Here is an 18,657-nt window from a genome sequence, read left to right on the forward strand (position 1 = left end):
CTAGTTACAGCACTTTCCGGTGTTATGAGGTATATATCCAGCGGGCAAGACTTGTACTGAGCTTGTCGAAGTATGCCCGCACTACAAGAGTTTCATGATTCAAGTACCTCATTAGAGCGAAATCTGCTGTATGACCTGATAGCTAAATGCTGACTTAAAAACTAATTTCTCAGTTGTACAGGCATAGCTAAATAAGTCATTTTCAAACCACCCAAAGGCGTGAAAATTACTGGAGTTAAACTTTGATTTAAGTGCATTTGAATTTCTGAAGATGGTAATTCCTTCAAACCTTCCATTAGATATTTGACATTAAAAGCAATGTCTATATCTTCTCCAGATATTTGGGCTGGCATTGATTCTGTACCACTACCAACATCTTGCGCTTCACAAGATAAAGTAATTTCTTGATTGGCATGATCAATACTGACTTTGACAATATTATTTTTCTGATCTGCTAATACAGCAATTCGTTCCAAAGTGCTGATAAATTGCTTTCTTTCTAATGTGACTTGGCGTTCAAATTGCCGAGGAATTAATTGCCGATAAGCGGGATATTGTCCTTCTAAAGTGCGGCTGGTTAACCGTTGATTTTGCCAAGCAAAGACAACTTGCCCTTGATCAAGATAGACAGCTACAGTTTCTTCTGATGTAGAATTATGTCCTAACATCCGTTGTAGCTCTCGTAATGCTCTTGCAGGTACTGTCACCTCTACCTGTTCGCTTCCCTCCACAGGACGCTCATTAGTAGTTTCCAAAACTGCTAAACGGTGTCCGTCCGTGGCTGCAAATTCTAAAGTATCTTGTTTCAGGGTTAAATGTACACCTGTGAGGACTTGCTTGGTTTCATCTGAACTGGTAGCAAATAAAGAACCTTTCAACCCTTCAATTAGTGCCGCAGTAGTAAGATGAATTGCTTCGGCGTTTTCAATCACTGGTAATTCAGGAAACTCCTCTGCCCCCATAGCGCGAACTTGATAACGTCCGCTTTTGGGCTTGAGAGTAACAATTATACCTTCTCCAGTATTATCTCCTGATTGGTCATCAAGGGTAATTTCCCCTTCTGGTAAGCGAGAGGTGATATCTACAAGCAGTTTGGCAGGGAGAGCAATTGTCCCACCTTCTAATACCTCGGCAGTAAAACTGGTACGGATACCTAAACTGAGGTCAAAGGCTGTTAAACTGACTTGATTAGTTTCGGCATCTGCTTGTAATAAAATATTGGCAAGGACAGGGTGAGTTGGTCTGGACGGGACTGCACGACTGACGAGGGAAAGATTGCTACTAAGATCACTTTGAGAACAGATTAATTTCATCTTTAAAATAAATAATCAAAAGAATGGGTAATTGGTAATTGTAATTGGTAATGGGTAATTGGGTGATTAACCTATTTCCCCATTACTTCGTAATCCTAACTGCTCAAAGCCTTGATAAACCGTTGCAAACTCTTAAATACACTGGGTTTTCTCGTAGGTGTAGCGTCCGTAGTGTTTTCCCTTTGTCCCCCCATGAGAATCGCGTCTAATTCATCACCGGAGGGTTTTTCAGGGAGTTCGGCAACTTTTTGATATTCACCCGCTGTTTCTAGCCATACTTCCCATAGTCCAGGGTAGCAGCGGAAAAGGGCAGATTCATCATCTACAGGACGGATATAGTAACAAGATTCGATGGTACTAATGAAGCGACGACGGGTTTCTCTGGCTGTGTAACCAATACCAACTACGCTGGAATCTTCTAGCCTGGGTGTTAACATGATGACAGGGCGTTCTCCAATCAGTTCACACAACTTTTCTAATTGTGGGACTTCTACAGAGGTGGGAGCAATAAATAGGAAAATTTCATCTTCTGGCTGAATTTTCGCTTCTAAAGATGCAGCCCTACCTGTACCAATATCGGAAATTTGGAATTGGGCATCTGTCCAATCACGACGGGCTAATGCAGCCGCACCAGCATCAGCAAAGAAGACTTTGAGACGGGATTCATATTCAGTAAACTGGGGAAGAAACTGTTCTGCAACTGTCATGAATTTGAGTTCTGGAAATAATAACTCAACTTGAATCCGAGTCATACCATCAGCTAAAGCTGATTTTACCGCTTCAGTTGATTGAGCGATCGCATCTTCTAAGGTTTTGGGTAGTTCAGCCATAGGTTACAAAGTCTCTATATCAATCTTTAATTATCCCACTATAGTTATTATTAAGAGTTGTTTCTAAAGTTATTTTCTGCAAACCTTTTTCTAAAGCTACTGAAAAACAGATAAAATCCGAGTAATTAGCACATTGTCTGACATGATTTTCAATGACGCGATTTATTCATGACCAATTTTCAAAGGACTATTTAGAAGAATTACTCAAACCCTATGGAGAAATTCAAGCACCTAGTCGCGTTGCAGCAGAAGTTCGAGAAATAGATGTATTATTTTCGCCTTTTTCTCCACAAAATGCTAGTTTAAAAATATTAGGGTTATTGGGGAAGATAGCCACTAAACCTGCAATCTTTGAACCTTTTCGCAATCCAGCAGCCAAAGAAGAAATATGTGATTGTCTGTTAAAATTACTGGAAGTGCGGAGTGCATTACAACGAGAAGCAAACCGCAATAAAACTTCTATTCAAAATATAGAAGTCCCGCAATTATGGATTCTCACTCCTACTGCATCTTCCACTATCCTCTCAGGATTTGGTGCAACTCAAAAACCAGACTGGGTTGCAGGAGTACATTTTTTACCTGAGTATTTACGGACAGTCATCGTGGCTTTGCATCAGTTACCATGTACTCAAGAAACATTGTGGTTGAGAGTATTGGGACGGGGGACTGTTCAAAAACAGGCAATTGATGAATTAGCAGCACTACCGGCAAATCATCCATTTCGGAAAGTGACGCTAGAATTGCTGTACAACCTCCAAAAAAACTTGAACATTAATCAACAAATAGAAACAGATGATAGGGAGTTAGTGATGAGATTAGCACCGCTTTATCAAGAAGACAGAGAAAAAGCTAGACAAGAAGGACAGCAACTAGGAAAACAACAAGGAAAACAAGAAGGACAGCAACTAGGAGAACAACAGATAATTCTCCGGTTATTAAATCGCCGATTTGGAGGACTTGAATTATCTGTAATAGAGCAAATTCAAGGATTATCTATTGATGAATTGGAATCATTAGGAGATGTATTATTAGATTTTTCAGAAGTTGGTGATTTAGAAGTTTGGTTAAGGGAAAAAGCCAGCCAACAATAGTGATTCTCTAATTATTGAGAATGGCACATCTGGTAAAAAAGTAGAGACGTTCCATGGAACGTCTTTACAAAGGTTTTAGAAAGCGTATATTTAATTTCTTCTGGAAATTAACTTCATACTAGACATAGTTTCCGATTTAACAATAAATCTGCTATGATAGTTGACTGTGGCATTTGCTCCTAGTCTTGGTGCTTACCGCCCATTTAGCATTTTAAACCATTCGTCCGCCTAAGACTGAAGCCGTGAGTGGCGACAGGCCGATGTTATTTTTGGAGTTCTATGTCTTTTTCTAATCTCGGCTTGTCCCCGGAAATTGTCCGTGCTGTCACTGAGCGAGGATATAATCAACCCACACCAATCCAGAAACAGGCTATTCCTGTGGTGTTAGCTGGTGGTGATATTATGGCTGGAGCGCAAACTGGTACAGGCAAAACTGCCAGCTTCACTTTGCCACTTTTACATCGGTTATCTGCTAATAAGAACGTTCCCAGTCATTCTACTGGATTTTCCCCAATTCGGGCGTTAATTCTAACTCCTACCCGTGAACTCGCTGCACAGGTGCAAGAAAGTGTCCGTGATTATGGTAAATACTTAAATCTGAATTCAATGGTGATGTTTGGGGGAGTTAGTATTGGTCCCCAAAAACAGAAATTGCGAACCCGCATAGATATCTTGGTTTCCACCCCAGGACGATTGTTAGATCATGTTCAACAAGGGACTCTGAACTTGTCCCGTGTGGAAGTGTTGGTACTGGATGAAGCAGACCGAATGCTGGACATGGGCTTTATTAATGATATTCGCCGCATTCTTTCGCTTTTGCCCAAACAACGCCAGAATTTGCTATTTTTTGCGACATTCTCAGATAAGGTTAAAACTCTCGCGGCTGGGTTAGTGCATAACCCGACAATGATTGAAGTAGCACGCCGAAACGTGACTGCGGCAACGATATCACAGAAAGTTTATCATGTTGACCGCGATCGCAAGCGGCAATTACTTTCTCATCTGATTCGAGAAAACAAATGGTATCAAGTATTAGTATTTAGCCGCACCAAGCATGGTGCTGACCGGTTGGTGAAGCAGTTGGGTGAAGACCGCATTCAAGCCCTGGCTATTCACGGTAATAAGAGTCAGGGAGCGCGAACTCACGCTTTAGCTAAGTTCAAAGATGGGACTTTGCAGGTATTGGTAGCAACGGATATTGCTGCGCGTGGACTTGATATCAGCGAACTACCTCACGTTATTAATTACGATTTACCTAATGTCCCAGAGGATTATGTGCATCGTATTGGTCGGACTGGACGCGCAGGTGCGGAAGGTCAAGCGATTTCCCTTGTATGTGTTGATGAACATCATTTGTTAGCGGATATTGAGCAACTAATTCAGCAGCGTTTACCGAAAGAGGTGGTGGCTGGTTTTGGAGTCAACCCGGAAATTAAGGCTGAACCAATTCCCAATGGACGCAAAGCTCCTTCTGGTGGTGGGAATCAGCGGACTCGTCGTTCTGCTCCTAAATCTGCTTCTTCAAAATCACCTAGACAACCTTCCTCACGCACAGCAGCAGGTGATAAAAAGCCTGGTTCTAGTTCTCCTACACCACGTCGTACTGGTAAACGTAGGTAATAACTAATTTTACAATTTGGCGTTGGTGAATGAAAGGATGATTTTATCGGGCTTCGCTAACACGCAGAGGCACAAGGAGCAAGAGTTTGAGAAATTACTTCAATTCAGCAACGCCAGCAATTTTTCGTGTTCACGATATAATTGTGTTAAGATTATCTACTTATAAGTAAATTAATATGGATTTTGTTGTTTTAGATACTGAAGGAAATCCTAATTTAACTGAATTAGCTATTGTTGATAGTCAAGGTGTGTTAATTTATGAAGGTTTTTGTGATGGTAATTCCCATGGGTTTCAAAATGTTTTAAATCTCAAAAGTCTTAAAACTTTATTAACAGAATTTCTAACTATTGTTGAAGATAAAAAAATTATCTGTCACTATGCAGAACATGATATTGATATTCTCAAGCATAGTTTTCGACAAGTTGGTTTACCTTGGCAAAATTTGGAATTTGATTGTACTTGGATTTTGGCTAAAGACTGGTTTCCAAATTTAGAAAGTTATTCTTTAGAGTATCTGAGTAAATATTTGAATCTGCGAGCTAATAATCAATATTTTCTGCCGAATATGGCACATACCGCTAGTTATGATGCCAAATTTACTTATCATCTTTATAGAAAGATAATGTTAGAAAATCTCAAAAAACAACCTAATCCCTTTACTAGCAGTCGAGTTGATACTCCTTTTCAACATCACCCAGATTTTGCTGATACTTATCATCGAGAATTCCAGACTTTACAAACTGCTTTAAATAATATTAAATTAGATCCTAATTATCAGAGTAAAGGTGTAGTTGTTATTGGAGAACCAGGTACTGGTAAAACTCATTTAATGATGCGACTTGCTAATGATAGATTATCAAGTAATAGATTACTATTTATTCGTCAACCGAATAATGCCCAATCTGTACTTTATCATATTTATAGTAGAATTTTAGAATCTCTAGTTGAGAAAGCAGGAAATTTACCTCAATTATACTCTTTAATTATTAACACTTTTCGGAAAATAGTTAGTCTTAATGATAGAGATGTTACACAAAAAGATATAGATATTTTAAAAGCCTTATATGATTTAGAAGATAATAGTATTAGTGCTTTAAGTAAAGAAAATACAAAACGAAAACGAGAATATTGGGAATATATAGAAAAGACGATTAATGAATGGTGGATGAGTAATTATGCTCCGGGTAGTTTTGCTTTATCTATCATTAAAGGCATGGTTAAATATTGCAGTTATACAGATTATAAATATAGAAATATTAGCACTCGTTGGTTAGCAGGAAATATTTTAACTGACGAAGAAGCTGAAACCGTTGGTTTACCAAATTGGGGAGAAGAAATTAGTAAAGAAGCTTTTTCTTTAGAAGCTATTTCAGTTTTAGGTAAATTATCTGTTTTAGATGAACCTTTAATTATTATTTTTGATCAATTAGAAGGTTTAGGACTTCCTCACAATCAAGAAATCTTGTTAAATTTTGGGGAAGCTATCAAAGAAATTTTCACTCATGTTCCTAATAGTTTAATTATCTTGAATTTATTTCCTGATAGGTGGGAAAAATTTCAAACAATATTTGATCAATCTATTATTGGGAGAGTATCTCAATATCAGGTTTCTTTACGTCAACCGACAGAAGCGGAAGTTAAATCTATTCTCAAAGTGAAAATACAAACTGTAGATATTACCTTAGAACAGTTATTTTTACCTGAAGATTTAGATGATATTTTAGGTAAAAAACCTATTCGTGCGGCTTTAAATCGGGCGGCTAAATACTATGATTATAGAGTTAATGGAATTTCTTTACCAGATGAAAGAAAACTAATTCGGGAATTAGATAGTAATGAAAAAATAGAACAGCAATTAAAATTTTTACAGCAACAGCAACAAACATCAATGGAAGTTTTAAGTCAGCTAATTCAAGCTATACAATCACCTAATTCTGTTGATTTAAGCAACTTACAGGAGAAGTTAGCAACTTATTTATCTGGTGAAACTGCAATTCCCGTAAATCCTGTAATTGAATATCTCAATGAACATAGAATTGAGTTAGAACAAAAATATCATAATCCATCTATTGTTAGTGATGGTGATGATGTTGGTAAGTTGAGGAATATTGCTGAAGCTTTAACTCATATCCAGTCATTTAAATTAACACAATATCGTTTAGGGAAAAAGGTATTACCAGAACATATTGTCATAGAAAGAGGAAATCAATATCATGTTATTGCTTTTTTAGAAATTAGTGGTACTCCCTTTACGAGTCGGATTAGTAATTTTAATGAATTGGTGATTAATAATCCTCAAAGTAAATTTGATTTAATTAGAGATGAACGTCAACCAGAGATTACTGGTAAAGTCGGTAAGGAAAGAATTAAACAACTTGAAAATAGTGCGAATGGGAATTTTATTCTGTTTAATAAAGAAGATAGAATTCTCTTCGATTTGATTTATGATCTAATTATCAGTATTCATAATAAAGATTTAGATATAGATTTGGAATCAGCCTTAACTTTTGTTACTACTCATCAAGAATGGTATCACTGGATTTTTACAAAGTTTGGTTTTACTCCACCCAAAAAATAAAATCACCATACTAAATTTGAATTTATGAAAATACTCGTCCTCAATGCCGGTTCTAGCAGCCAAAAGAGTTGTTTATATGATATAACATCCCCGATTCCTAATGTAGCCCCCCAACCCCTGTGGGAAGGAAAAATCAATTGGATTCAGGAGCAAAATCACGCAGAAATTACAGTTAAAACCGCTACAGGTGCAAAACTGCAAGAAACAATGGCTGGTGATTCTCGACAGGTGCAATTTGCGTATCTGCTATCTACTCTTATCAATGGTACAACCAAGGTAATTGATAATTTATCAGCAATAGCAGTGGTCGGACATCGGGTAGTGCATGGTGGTCAAGATTACCAAGAAGCTGTAATAATTACTGAAGATGTGAAACAGGCGATCGCTCACCTATGCAATCTAGCCCCAGCCCATAATCCAGCCGCTTTAGCTGGCATTGAAGCCATTGAAAATAGTCTGGTGAATATCCCCCAAATTGCAGTTTTTGATACCGGATTTCACCACACTTTACCCGATGCCGCAGCCATCTATCCCATCCCCTATCAATTAGTTGAACAAGGTATCCGTCGTTACGGCTTTCATGGCATCAGTCATCAGTATTGTGCTAATCGAGCAGCAGAAATTCTGGGTCAAGATTTACAATCTCTACGGATAATTACCTGTCATTTAGGTAATGGTTGTTCTTTAGCCGCCATCAAAAATGGTTGCAGTATTGACACAACAATGGGATTTACTCCCCTGGATGGTTTAATGATGGGTAGCCGCAGTGGTTCAATTGATCCAGGGATTTTAATTTATTTACTGCAACAGTATAATTACTCTAGTCAAGAATTAGATAATGTGTTAAATAAGGCTTCTGGATTAAAAGGTATTTCTGGAATATCAAGTGATTTAAGGGAGGTAATAGCCGCAAAAGACCAAGGTAATCAACGCGCTCAACTAGCTTGGGATATATACGTACATCGTCTCCAGGCTGGTATCGGGGCAATGTTGGCTAGTTTAGCAGGTTTAGATGTTTTAGTTTTTACGGCTGGAGTCGGCGAAAACTCCCCAGGAATCCGTCAAGCAGCTTGTGAAGCCTTGGGATTTTTGGGACTAAAAATTGATGCTGATAAAAACCAGCACCAACCTATTGATGTTGATATTGCCACATCTGATTCAACAGTGCGAGTATTAGTCATAGAAACTCAAGAAGATTGGGCAATAGCTCAAAAATGTTGCCAATTGGTGCAACAATAATAGAATTGAGGGGCTATGGTCATTTTTAATTTTTAATTATGAATTTTTAATTACTGGAAGTATGTTCTTATCTCGTGAAGCTATTACCACACCTTTAGTCGTTTGCTTGTGTATTACCAGTATTAGCTTAATACAAATACCAAAGTTGCAAAAACTATTAACCAGTCAACAATCTATTTCTGTTGAAACTCTGGAAAAAGACCTCAAAAAAGAAAGTCTTCGCTTGAACTTACTGAAAAATGTACCTAGTTTTAGTTATAAAAACCTGATTGCAGATTGGGTATATATTGATTTTTTGCAATTCTTTGGCGATGATGAAGCCAGAGATAGAACAGGGTATCGTCTCAGTCCAGAATATTTTGAAGTTATTTTAGGACGTGACCCTCGTTTTCTAGACGCTTACCTAGGACTTTCTGTAAGTAGCTCTTTATACGGTGGGATGCCAGAAAAATCTATAGCTTTAATGGACAAAGGATTAAAATCTTTATCTCCACAATTACCCAAAAAATCCTATTATATCTGGCGTTATAAAGGCACAGATGAGTTATTGTTTTTAGGTAATGCTCAAGCAGCCCAAACATCTTTTCTCAAAGCCGCAGAGTGGGCTAACACTTATACTGACGCGGAAAGTAAGCAAGCAGCATTTAGTTCTCAAAAAACCGCTGAGTTTCTCAGTAAAAACCCAGATAGTAAATCAGCCCGTATTTCTACATGGATGATGGTTTTAAATAATAAAGTTGATCAAAAAACTCGCAAACGAGCCATTCGGGAAATTGAAGCTTTAGGAGGGGAGATAGTCACTAATCCCAACGGTACAAGTAGTATTAAATTACCAGAAAAAGATTAATTGGTCAGTGGTCAGTTGTCAGTAGGGGCGAAGCATTTGGAAGATAAATTATCGGTCATTGCCAAAAATAGTTCTCCAAATGCTTCGCCCGTACAGTGGTCAGTTGTCAAGAAAGAGACAATAGACAATAAATATTTTCCCTGCTCCCTGCCCCTGCCTCTTTTCTCCTGACTCCTGCTGAGAATCGCTACAATAGAACTCCTATCATTCTCATGTTTTAGACTTGCAGGAGGTGGGAGAGAATTTTTAGCATGACAGGAGGATTATTTTGAGATATCTTAAAATAAGTTAACATAATTATCATAATGTCCTCTTTCTTAGAGAAGCTAAGTATAAGCAGCAAACCAGTACAGGAGAATCAACATCAGTGAATAATAAAAGATGGAGAAATACGGGGCTGTACGCGCTCCTTTTTATAGTTGTTATTGCCCTAGGAACAGCATTTTTTGACAAACAACCCCAAAGCCGGGAAACATGGCGCTACAGCCAGTTTATCCAAGAAGTTAAACAAGGCAGAGTTGAGAGAGTCAGTTTGAGTTCTGACCGTTCTACAGCTTTGGTAACACCCAAATATGATCCTAATAAGAAGATAGTTACCTTAGTTAACGACCCAGATTTAATCAATACTCTGACAAATAAAGGTGTTGATATTGCCGTATTACCTCAAGCAGACGAAGGATTTTGGTTTAAAGCTCTCAGCAGCTTATTCTTCCCTGTATTGCTGCTAGTTGGTCTATTTTTCCTTCTCCGTCGCGCTCAAGGTGGACCAGGTAGCCAAGCCATGAACTTTGGTAAATCTAAAGCCAGAGTGCAAATGGAACCCCAAACTCAAGTGACATTTGGGGACGTTGCGGGTATTGACCAAGCTAAATTAGAACTAAATGAAGTTGTAGACTTTTTGAAAAATGCCGATCGCTTTACCGCTATTGGTGCAAAAATTCCTAAAGGTGTACTTTTAGTTGGTCCTCCTGGTACTGGTAAAACCCTGCTGGCGCGGGCTGTTGCTGGAGAAGCAGGTGTTCCTTTCTTCTCAATTTCCGGTTCTGAATTTGTGGAAATGTTTGTGGGTGTGGGTGCTTCCCGTGTCCGCGATTTATTTGAACAAGCAAAAACAAACGCTCCTTGTATCGTCTTTATTGATGAAATTGACGCGGTAGGTCGTCAACGGGGTGCTGGTTTAGGTGGTGGTAATGACGAACGGGAACAAACCCTCAACCAGTTACTAACGGAAATGGATGGTTTTGAAGGTAACACTGGCATTATTATTATTGCTGCTACCAACCGTCCTGACGTATTAGACGCGGCTTTATTACGTCCCGGTCGTTTTGACCGTCAAGTTGTGGTAGACCGTCCTGACTACGCTGGAAGAAGCGAAATTCTCCGAGTTCATGCTCGTGGTAAAACTTTATCTAAAGATGTAGACTTGGATAAAATTGCCCGTCGGACTCCTGGTTTTACCGGTGCAGATTTATCTAACTTACTCAACGAAGCGGCAATTTTAGCCGCCCGTCGGAATTTAACGGAAATTTCGATGGATGAAATTAATGATGCAATTGATCGTGTATTAGCGGGTCCGGAAAAGAAAGACCGGGTAATGAGCGAAAAGCGCAAAACTTTGGTTGCATACCATGAAGCAGGTCACGCTTTAGTTGGGGCTTTAATGCCTGACTATGACCCTGTGCAAAAGATTAGCATTATTCCCCGTGGTCAAGCTGGTGGTTTAACTTGGTTTACCCCTAGTGAAGACCGTATGGACACTGGTTTATATAGCCGTGCTTATTTGGAAAATCAAATGGCTGTGGCTTTGGGTGGTCGTCTCGCTGAAGAAATTATCTTTGGTGAAGAGGAAGTTACTACTGGCGCTTCTAATGATTTACAGCAAGTTGCCAGAGTAGCTAAACAAATGATAACTCGCTTTGGCATGAGCGATCGCTTGGGTCCAGTTGCCCTTGGTCGTCAACAAGGAAATATGTTCCTGGGTCGAGATATTATGTCAGAACGCGACTTTTCAGAAGAAACCGCTGCTGCTATTGACGAAGAAGTTCGGAAATTAGTAGATACTGCTTATCTTCGCGCTAAAGAAGTTTTACTTAATAACCGCAAGGTTTTAGATGAAATTGCTCAAATGCTGATTGAAAAGGAAACTGTTGACGCTGAGGAATTACAAGAAATCCTTGGTAACAACGATGTGAAAATGGCTGCTTTTGCTTAATTTTTCCTAAACTTTTAAAAAGGGTAATTCTGGTTTTTCTGGAATTACTCTTTTTAGTTTCTTGTGAACGTTAAAGATTCTAAAATCCCATACGGTTTAGTTAAGCCTAAAACTCTTTTTTTAAAACGAACCACAGAGGCACAGAGGACACAGAGAGAGAAAAAATAGAGAGGTTTTTTGCGTCAGTTTTGGGACATTTTTTTATGGTATATTAATTACATTTTCCTGGTTTTGTAAGACAACATTAATCTAGAATAGATTATGACTACACTTCAATTGAAAAATCACCAAATCTGGCAAGATTTAACTGAGATATTAGAAAATTTAGATACTAATTCTCTTGTTCAAAAACATCTTGAACAATGCTGTTATACAATCAATGGTTATTGGAATGAACAGGATAGATATTATGAATTAATTACTTTACCTCACCCCATAGAAGCAAAATTAGTTAGTAGTTTTGTAGGTGTTACCCAAGATAAACGTTTTCTAAAACTCAAATTTTCTCTTATGAATTTTCTTGAAAATATAGGTGAGTTAGTTCTTATCTATAATGAAAATCTGGAATTTATTGATGAAAATTGGCTTTTAGATATAGATTCTCTTCTGCTTATGCTTGATAAAAGACAAGTTAATAATACCTGATTAAATGAACCACGAAGGGACGTTCGCGCAGCGTCCCGTAGGGATAGAACACGAAGGAAGAAAAGAAGAAGGTTTGTTTTATCCTATTTGTAAAACTAAAGTTTCTTGTCCTGGAGTAACTAAGGTTTTTCCTACTGGTAAAACAGCTAAAGCATTAGTTTGCGCTAAGTTAATTAAGTTCCCAGAGTTTAAATTGCCACTTGTTTGATGAAATTCATAAATACCATTATTTAATTTTAAGTTACCCCATATATAAGTTTCCATTTTCCCGTTAGATTTTAATTCGGAATGGGATTTTACTTTTAAAAATTTCGCTTCCCAACCCTGATTAATTCCTGAAAGTTTTTTAATTGTCGGTTCTACAAATCTCCAAAATGTGACTAATGCCGAAACGGGATTTCCTGGTAAACCAAAATAAAGGGAATTAGGAAATGTGGCAAATGTGAGGGGTTTTCCTGGACGCATTTGCACGGCGCGAAAATGGATTTCTGCCCCCAGAGATGCTAAAATTTTATCAATATAATCATAATCACCGACGGAAACTCCACCAGAAGAAAGAACTATATCAGCATGATTAATGGCATAATTTATAGTCTCTGTTAATGCAGTTGGATTATCTTTAACAATTCCTAACATTAACACTTCTGCACCCAATTCTTTGACTAAAGCTGCTAAAGCATATTGGTTAGAATCTACTATTTGTCCAGGTTTTAGGGTTTGTTCTGGTGTTACCAATTCGTCACCACTAGAAAAAATTGCCACTCGTGGACGACGGAGAACACTGATTGTAGATAATTGTGCTGCGGCTAAAATAGCAATTTCTGCTGCATTCAGGGGAATTCCTGCTGGTAAAAGTTCTTTTCCGGCTTGGTAAAAGTCTCCTTGGTGTCTAACAAACTCTTGCGGTTGCGGTGTCGCAAAGATAGAAACTCGCTTTTCCTGTAAATTAGTTTTTTCCTGCATAATTACAGTATCCGCACCTTTTGGGATTATTGCACCGGTGAAAATCCTGGCTGCTTGTCCTGGTTTAATAGTAATTTGAGGTTGATATCCTGCGGGAATCTCTTCGACAACTTCTAAAATTGTCGGATTTTCAGAACTGCAATTTTGTACATCTTCATAACGTACAGCAAAACCATCCATTGCGGAATTATCCCAATGAGGAAAATCTAAAGAACTAATTACAGGAGTTGCTAAAATGCGATGAAATGCTGTTAATAAATCCACAATTTCAATATCATGTTGTTGATTTAAAGGTTGGACAGCATTGAAAATAATAGTTTCGGCATCTTGGACTGATAACATAATGAATAAGTAGGTTAGCGTTAAAAATTGTCGTTATAGCAAGGCAAAAGGCAAGAGGCAGTTGAATCATAAAACTCTTGTAGTGCGGGCATACTTCGACAAGCTCAGTACAAATCTTGCCCGCTAGATATGTACCTCATAACACCGGGAAGTGCTGTATATATCATATATTTATTTAAGAAGTTGGGGATATTTTATATCTCCCCATAACCACCACCTCCTGGAGTTTTAATGACAAATATATCTCCAGGATTCATTTCTACCACAGCTTTACTTCCTAATTTTTTCACAGTTCCATTATTTCTTTCTACATAATTTTTACCTATCATACCTGCTTTCCCACCACATAAACCAAAAGGGGGAATAACCCGATGATTTGCTAAAATTCCCGCTGTCATATTTTCCAAAAACCGCAACCGTCGAATTACACCATTTCCACCGTGATATTTACCTTTTCCTCCGCTATTTTCACGAATTGTAAAACTTTCTAAAATTACCGGAAACCGCCATTCTAAAACTTCAGGATCTGTTAATCTAGAATTAGTCATGTGGGTATGAACTGCGTCTGTTCCATTGAAATCTTCACCCGCACCAGAACCACCACAGATAGTTTCATAATATTGATATTTCGTATTACCAAAAGTAAAATTATTCATCGTTCCTTGGGAAGCAGCTAACACACCCAAAGCCCCATATAAAGCATCTGTAATTGCTTGGGAAGTTTCCACATTTCCCGCAACTACCGCAGCCGGATAATGGGGATTTAACAGACAACCTTGAGGAATAATCACTTCCAACGGTTTCATACATCCTGCATTTAAAGGAATATCATCATTTACCAAAGTGCGGAAAACATATAAAACTGCTGCTTTACAAACTGCTGATGGTGCGTTAAAGTTATTATTTAATTGCGGTGAAGTCCCAGTAAAGTCTATTTTAGCATTTCTGAGTTTTTTATCAATAGTAATTTTAACTTTGATCATACTTCCATCATCCAAAGCATAACTAAAACTCCCATCTTTTAAAACTTCAATTACTCGACGAACTGATGCTTCGGCATTATCTTGGACAAAACCCATATAAGCTTGAACAGTTTCTAAGCTGTAGTGTTCTACCATTTTCAATAATTCTTTAACTCCCAGTTCATTCGCTGCAATTTGCGCTTTTAAATCGGCGATATTTTGAGGAATATTCCTCGCTGGGTAAGGTTCGCTGCTGAGTAAATTAATTAATTCCTGTTCGCAGAAAACCCCAGAATTAACTAATTGAAAATTATCTAATAAAATCCCTTCTTCTGTGACACTTGTACTATAAGGTGGCATAGAACCGGGAGTTATTCCCCCAATATCTGCATGATGTCCCCGTGAAGCTACATAAAAAATAGGAAAATGAGAATTAAGAAATATCGGAGTAATAACTGTAATATCTGGAAGGTGAGTTCCCCCATTGTAGGGATTATTAGCAGCGAAAACATCACCAGGTTGAATATTATTTTTATGAGTGGAAATTAAAGCCTGAATACTTTCACTCATGGAACCTAAATGTACAGGAATATGGGGGGCATTTGCGACCAATTGTCCATGATTATCGAAAATTGCACAGGAAAAATCGAGCCTTTCTTTGATATTCACAGAAGAACTGGTATTCTGTAATGTTATCCCCATTTGTTCAGCAATTGCCCGAAACAAATTATTGAAAATTTCCAGCATGACAGCATCAGGATTTTCAATTTTCTCATTTGTATTTTCCACTGACAACTGACTACTAACAACTGACAAAACCAAATTCTGAATATTAGTTAATTCTGCTTTCCAATGGGGTTCAATAATATTTGTCCCCGTCGCTTCTACAATAATTGCCGGTCCAGAAATACAGTCTCCCGGTTGTAAATTCTCCCGACGATAAACTGGGGTATCCCACCATTTCCCAGCAGTAAACATCTGTACGGTTGTATCTGCAATCGGTAAATTATCATTTATCCGAGAAATTACAGATGCAAATGGGGCATCATGATGTAATACTAACTCCACCGTCACCGCTTCCACAATCAAGGGTTTTTCCTCGGCAATAAAGCCGTAACGCTGACGATGTAACTCTGCAAACTGATTCTGCATTGCTGCTAAATCGGCAAAATTCACAACCAAAGCCGCATCTGTTCCTTCATATCTTAAATGCAGCTTTTCATACAGTTGAATCTCTGTATTACCAGGATCTTGACGGTTTAATTCTTTTTTTCCCTCTGCTGCTAATTCTGTAAATACTACTTTTAAATTTGACAATATCCCTAATTCTAAAACCGCTTCAATAGCTTTTTCTTTTAACACCCTCACATCTGCCAAACCCATACCATAAGCAGATAAAACTCCAGAATAGGGATGAATAAATACCTGTTTCATTCCCAAAGCGTCAGCAATTAAACAAGCGTGTTGTCCACCTGCACCACCAAAACAGCATAAAGTATACTCAGATACATCATAACCACGTTGGAGGGAGATTTTTTTAATCGCATTGGCCATTTTATCAACGGCAATGGTAAGAAAACCCGTTGCTACTTGTTCCGCTGTGCGATTATCACCAATTTCTTCTACCAATTCCGCAAATTTACTCTTGACAATTTCCACATTCAATAATTTGTCAGCATTTGCTCCAAATACTTGAGGGAAAAAAGCAGGTTGCAACTTACCTACCATGACATTACAGTCTGTCACCGTTAGGGGTCCGCCTTTGGAGTAGGAAGCAGGACCGGGATTTGCACCGGCTGATTCTGGTCCAACGCGATAACGAGAACCATCAAAATGTAAAATTGAACCGCCACCCGCTGCAACGGTATGAATAGCCATCATTGGAGTTCGTAACCTAACTCCAGCCACTTCTGTTTCTAAGGTACGTTCATATTCACCATTATAATGAGCAACATCCGTAGATGTACCACCCATATCAAAACTGATAATTTTATGAAATCCTGCCATCAGACTAGTTTGGACCGCACCAACGATTCCCCCCGCCGGACCGGACAAGATACTATCTTTACCAAGAAAAGTTTCTGCGTCAGTTAAGCCTCCATGAGATTGCATAAACTGGAGAGTAACGTTTTTTCCTAACTGATTCGCTACCTGATTCACATATCTTCGTAAAATCGGCGACAAATAAGCATCAACTACCGTTGTATCACCACGACTGACTAATTTCATTAAGGGGGTAATTTCGTGAGATACTGAAACTTGAGTAAAGCCAATGTTTTTAGCGAGGTTAGCAACCTGTTTTTCATGGTTGGTGTAGCGATAACCGTGCATAAAAACAATTGCACAGGAATGAATCCCGCTATTACAAGCTGTTTGCAGTTGAGGACGAATGGCATCTAAATTTAAATTAACTAATACATCGCCTTGGGCGTTGTAACGTTCTTCTACTTCAATTACTTGTTCATATAACATTTCTGGTAAAATAATCTGCCGGGCAAAAATATCGGGACGGTTTTGATAGGCGATTTTTAAAGCATCTCGAAAGCCTTTGGTGATGAGTAAAACAGTTCTATCCCCTTTTTTTTCCAGTAGGGCATTTGTAGCTACTGTTGTCCCCATTTTGACAATTGTGATTTCCTCTGAAGGAATAGTTTCATGATCTGAAATGCCTAAAAGTTCCCGAATTCCCTGTATTGCTGCATCGGTGTAACGTTCGGGATTTTCGGATAATAGTTTGTGAATTTGTAATTTACCGTCGGGGCATTTGGCGACAATATCAGTAAATGTACCACCCCTATCAATCCAAAATTCCCAAGTCATTGTAGATTAACCCTCTTACAGAATTTATAAATTAGGGGAACACCAAAAAATAAATTACCCAATTTTGTGGGATGGGCAGGATGCCCGTCCTTGATGATTAGCGGGCAAGACTTGTACTGAGCTTGTCGAAGTATGCCCGCACTACAAGAAATTTTTGGGGATTTTATTTCTTGGAAGTCCGTAGAGAAAACGGTATTAACAATATTTTAACCAACTACATCTTGCAAAGAATCACTTTTTTCTCGGACAAGATGGCCATCTTCCATGTAAACAATTCGGTCAGCAATATCTAAAATGCGGTTATCGTGGGTAACAAGCAAAATTGTACAACTATGCTCTTTTGCTAGTTTCTGCATTAATTCTACTACATCTCGTCCCGATTGTTTATCAAGTGCGGCGGTAGGTTCATCTGCTAGAACTATTTTCGGTTGACTTACCAATGCACGAGCGATCGCAATTCGTTGTTTTTGTCCCCCTGATAAGTTATCTGGATAATAATTAAGCCGATTTCCTAATCCTACCTCTTCTAGCATTTTTTGTGATTGGATTAACATTTCTTTTCCAGACATTTTCGGTTGTAATTCTAAACCCATTCTTACATTTTGAATTGCTGTTAAGCTACCATGTAAGTTATGGGATTGAAAGATATAACCGTTATTTCTGCGGGCTTGGGTTAATTGTTTTGCATTGGCTTTACAGAGTTCGTTGCCTAATATCCGCAAACTGCCAAATTGAGCCGAACGCAATCCACCAGCTAAGGTTAATAATGTGGTCTTACCTGAGCCAGATGGACCTGTCATAATCACAATTTCACCTGTATTAATGGTGAGGTTGATATTAAATAAAACTTGTTTTCGCAGTTGTCCATTTCCAAAATAATGATCGAGGTTTTGGATGGAGATTACAGGTTTGGGAAAGTTAAGAGTTTGCATATTTGATTGAGGTTTTCAGGATTTTTTTTGCACGCAGAGACGCAGAGGCACAGAAGAGTAATTTTGAGAAATTTAAAACATATCGGCTGGGTTGGCTGACTGTAGTTTATTTGTGGCTATTGCACCGGAAATTGTACACATTATTATTGTCATTAGGAAAACTACTAATGTTCTGCTTAAGAGGGTGTTTGAAAAGTTTTGAATGTATAGACTGACCCCTCTCCAAACCTCTCCCCTGCAAGGGGAGAGGCTTTAAAACCCC

General features: G+C 38.3%; 13 protein-coding genes. 8 read left to right on the forward strand and 5 right to left on the reverse strand.

Annotation, left to right across the window (positions count from 1 at the left end; all coding sequences use genetic code 11):
- Positions 1-161: 161 nt before the first annotated feature.
- Both dnaN and PN450_RS15835 read right to left on the reverse strand, forming a co-directional pair.
- Positions 162-1,313: a DNA polymerase III subunit beta gene (gene dnaN / locus PN450_RS15830; protein WP_015079557.1), complete on the reverse strand. Its 1,152-nt coding sequence runs from the start codon at positions 1,311-1,313 to the stop codon at positions 162-164.
- A 95-nt stretch (positions 1,314-1,408) separates the two neighbouring features.
- Entirely contained in the window at positions 1,409-2,143 is a 735-nt protein-coding gene (locus tag PN450_RS15835) for a DUF1995 family protein (protein WP_271836887.1), read from the reverse strand.
- Between the two features lie 152 nt (positions 2,144-2,295).
- Here PN450_RS15835 and PN450_RS15840 point away from each other — a divergent pair, with 152 nt between their 5' ends.
- From PN450_RS15840 to PN450_RS15875, 8 genes are all read left to right on the forward strand, one after another.
- Positions 2,296-3,234, forward strand: coding sequence for a DUF4351 domain-containing protein (locus PN450_RS15840; RefSeq protein WP_271836888.1), 939 nt, complete (start codon positions 2,296-2,298; stop codon positions 3,232-3,234).
- A 279-nt stretch (positions 3,235-3,513) separates the two neighbouring features.
- A complete protein-coding gene (locus tag PN450_RS15845) occupies positions 3,514-4,854 on the forward strand; it encodes a DEAD/DEAH box helicase (protein WP_271836889.1) in 1,341 nt (446 codons plus the stop codon).
- Positions 4,855-5,030: 176 nt separating this feature from the next.
- Positions 5,031-7,433: an exonuclease domain-containing protein gene (locus tag PN450_RS15850; protein WP_271836890.1), complete on the forward strand. Its 2,403-nt coding sequence runs from the start codon at positions 5,031-5,033 to the stop codon at positions 7,431-7,433.
- A gap of 24 nt (positions 7,434-7,457) precedes the next feature.
- A complete protein-coding gene (locus PN450_RS15855) occupies positions 7,458-8,672 on the forward strand; it encodes an acetate kinase (protein ID WP_271836891.1) in 1,215 nt (404 codons plus the stop codon).
- Positions 8,673-8,733: 61 nt separating this feature from the next.
- Positions 8,734-9,519, forward strand: a complete 786-nt coding sequence (locus PN450_RS15860; RefSeq protein ID WP_271836892.1) for a hypothetical protein — start codon at positions 8,734-8,736, stop codon at positions 9,517-9,519.
- Positions 9,520-9,534: 15 nt separating this feature from the next.
- A complete protein-coding gene (locus PN450_RS15865) occupies positions 9,535-9,690 on the forward strand; it encodes a hypothetical protein (protein WP_271836893.1) in 156 nt (51 codons plus the stop codon).
- 196 nt (positions 9,691-9,886) lie between these two features.
- Entirely contained in the window at positions 9,887-11,731 is a 1,845-nt protein-coding gene (gene ftsH3 / locus PN450_RS15870; RefSeq protein ID WP_148761704.1) for an ATP-dependent zinc metalloprotease FtsH3, read from the forward strand.
- A gap of 261 nt (positions 11,732-11,992) precedes the next feature.
- A complete protein-coding gene (locus tag PN450_RS15875) occupies positions 11,993-12,376 on the forward strand; it encodes a hypothetical protein (RefSeq protein ID WP_148761702.1) in 384 nt (127 codons plus the stop codon).
- Between the two features lie 78 nt (positions 12,377-12,454).
- On the opposite strand, the gene PN450_RS15880 is transcribed toward PN450_RS15875, so the two are convergent.
- From PN450_RS15880 to PN450_RS15890, 3 genes are all read right to left on the reverse strand, one after another.
- Entirely contained in the window at positions 12,455-13,681 is a 1,227-nt protein-coding gene (locus PN450_RS15880; protein WP_271836894.1) for a molybdopterin molybdotransferase MoeA, read from the reverse strand.
- 194 nt (positions 13,682-13,875) lie between these two features.
- The gene (locus PN450_RS15885; protein WP_271836895.1) at positions 13,876-17,463 is read right to left on the reverse strand and encodes a hydantoinase B/oxoprolinase family protein; all 3,588 of its coding nucleotides are present in this window, start codon (positions 17,461-17,463) and stop codon (positions 13,876-13,878) included.
- A gap of 206 nt (positions 17,464-17,669) precedes the next feature.
- The gene (locus tag PN450_RS15890; RefSeq protein ID WP_148761696.1) at positions 17,670-18,395 is read right to left on the reverse strand and encodes a DevA family ABC transporter ATP-binding protein; all 726 of its coding nucleotides are present in this window, start codon (positions 18,393-18,395) and stop codon (positions 17,670-17,672) included.
- Positions 18,396-18,657: the final 262 nt, after the last annotated feature.

This window comes from Dolichospermum lemmermannii CS-548 (assembly GCF_028330815.1).
GTDB lineage: Bacteria > Cyanobacteriota > Cyanobacteriia > Cyanobacteriales > Nostocaceae > Dolichospermum > Dolichospermum lemmermannii.

Bases quoted from the DNA above. Each gene is read 5' to 3' on its own strand.
- dnaN (WP_015079557.1), bottom strand. From the start codon at position 1,313: ATGAAATTAATCTGTTCTCAAAGTGATCTTAGTAGCAATCTTTCCCTC.
- PN450_RS15890 (WP_148761696.1), bottom strand. From the start codon at position 18,395: ATGCAAACTCTTAACTTTCCCAAACCTGTAATCTCCATCCAAAACCTC.
- PN450_RS15855 (WP_271836891.1), top strand. From the start codon at position 7,458: ATGAAAATACTCGTCCTCAATGCCGGTTCTAGCAGCCAAAAGAGTTGT.
- PN450_RS15850 (WP_271836890.1), top strand. From the start codon at position 5,031: ATGGATTTTGTTGTTTTAGATACTGAAGGAAATCCTAATTTAACTGAA.
- PN450_RS15845 (WP_271836889.1), top strand. From the start codon at position 3,514: ATGTCTTTTTCTAATCTCGGCTTGTCCCCGGAAATTGTCCGTGCTGTC.
- PN450_RS15835 (WP_271836887.1), bottom strand. From the start codon at position 2,143: ATGGCTGAACTACCCAAAACCTTAGAAGATGCGATCGCTCAATCAACT.
- PN450_RS15875 (WP_148761702.1), top strand. From the start codon at position 11,993: ATGACTACACTTCAATTGAAAAATCACCAAATCTGGCAAGATTTAACT.
- PN450_RS15885 (WP_271836895.1), bottom strand. From the start codon at position 17,463: ATGACTTGGGAATTTTGGATTGATAGGGGTGGTACATTTACTGATATT.
- PN450_RS15840 (WP_271836888.1), top strand. From the start codon at position 2,296: ATGACGCGATTTATTCATGACCAATTTTCAAAGGACTATTTAGAAGAA.
- PN450_RS15880 (WP_271836894.1), bottom strand. From the start codon at position 13,681: ATGTTATCAGTCCAAGATGCCGAAACTATTATTTTCAATGCTGTCCAA.
- PN450_RS15860 (WP_271836892.1), top strand. From the start codon at position 8,734: ATGTTCTTATCTCGTGAAGCTATTACCACACCTTTAGTCGTTTGCTTG.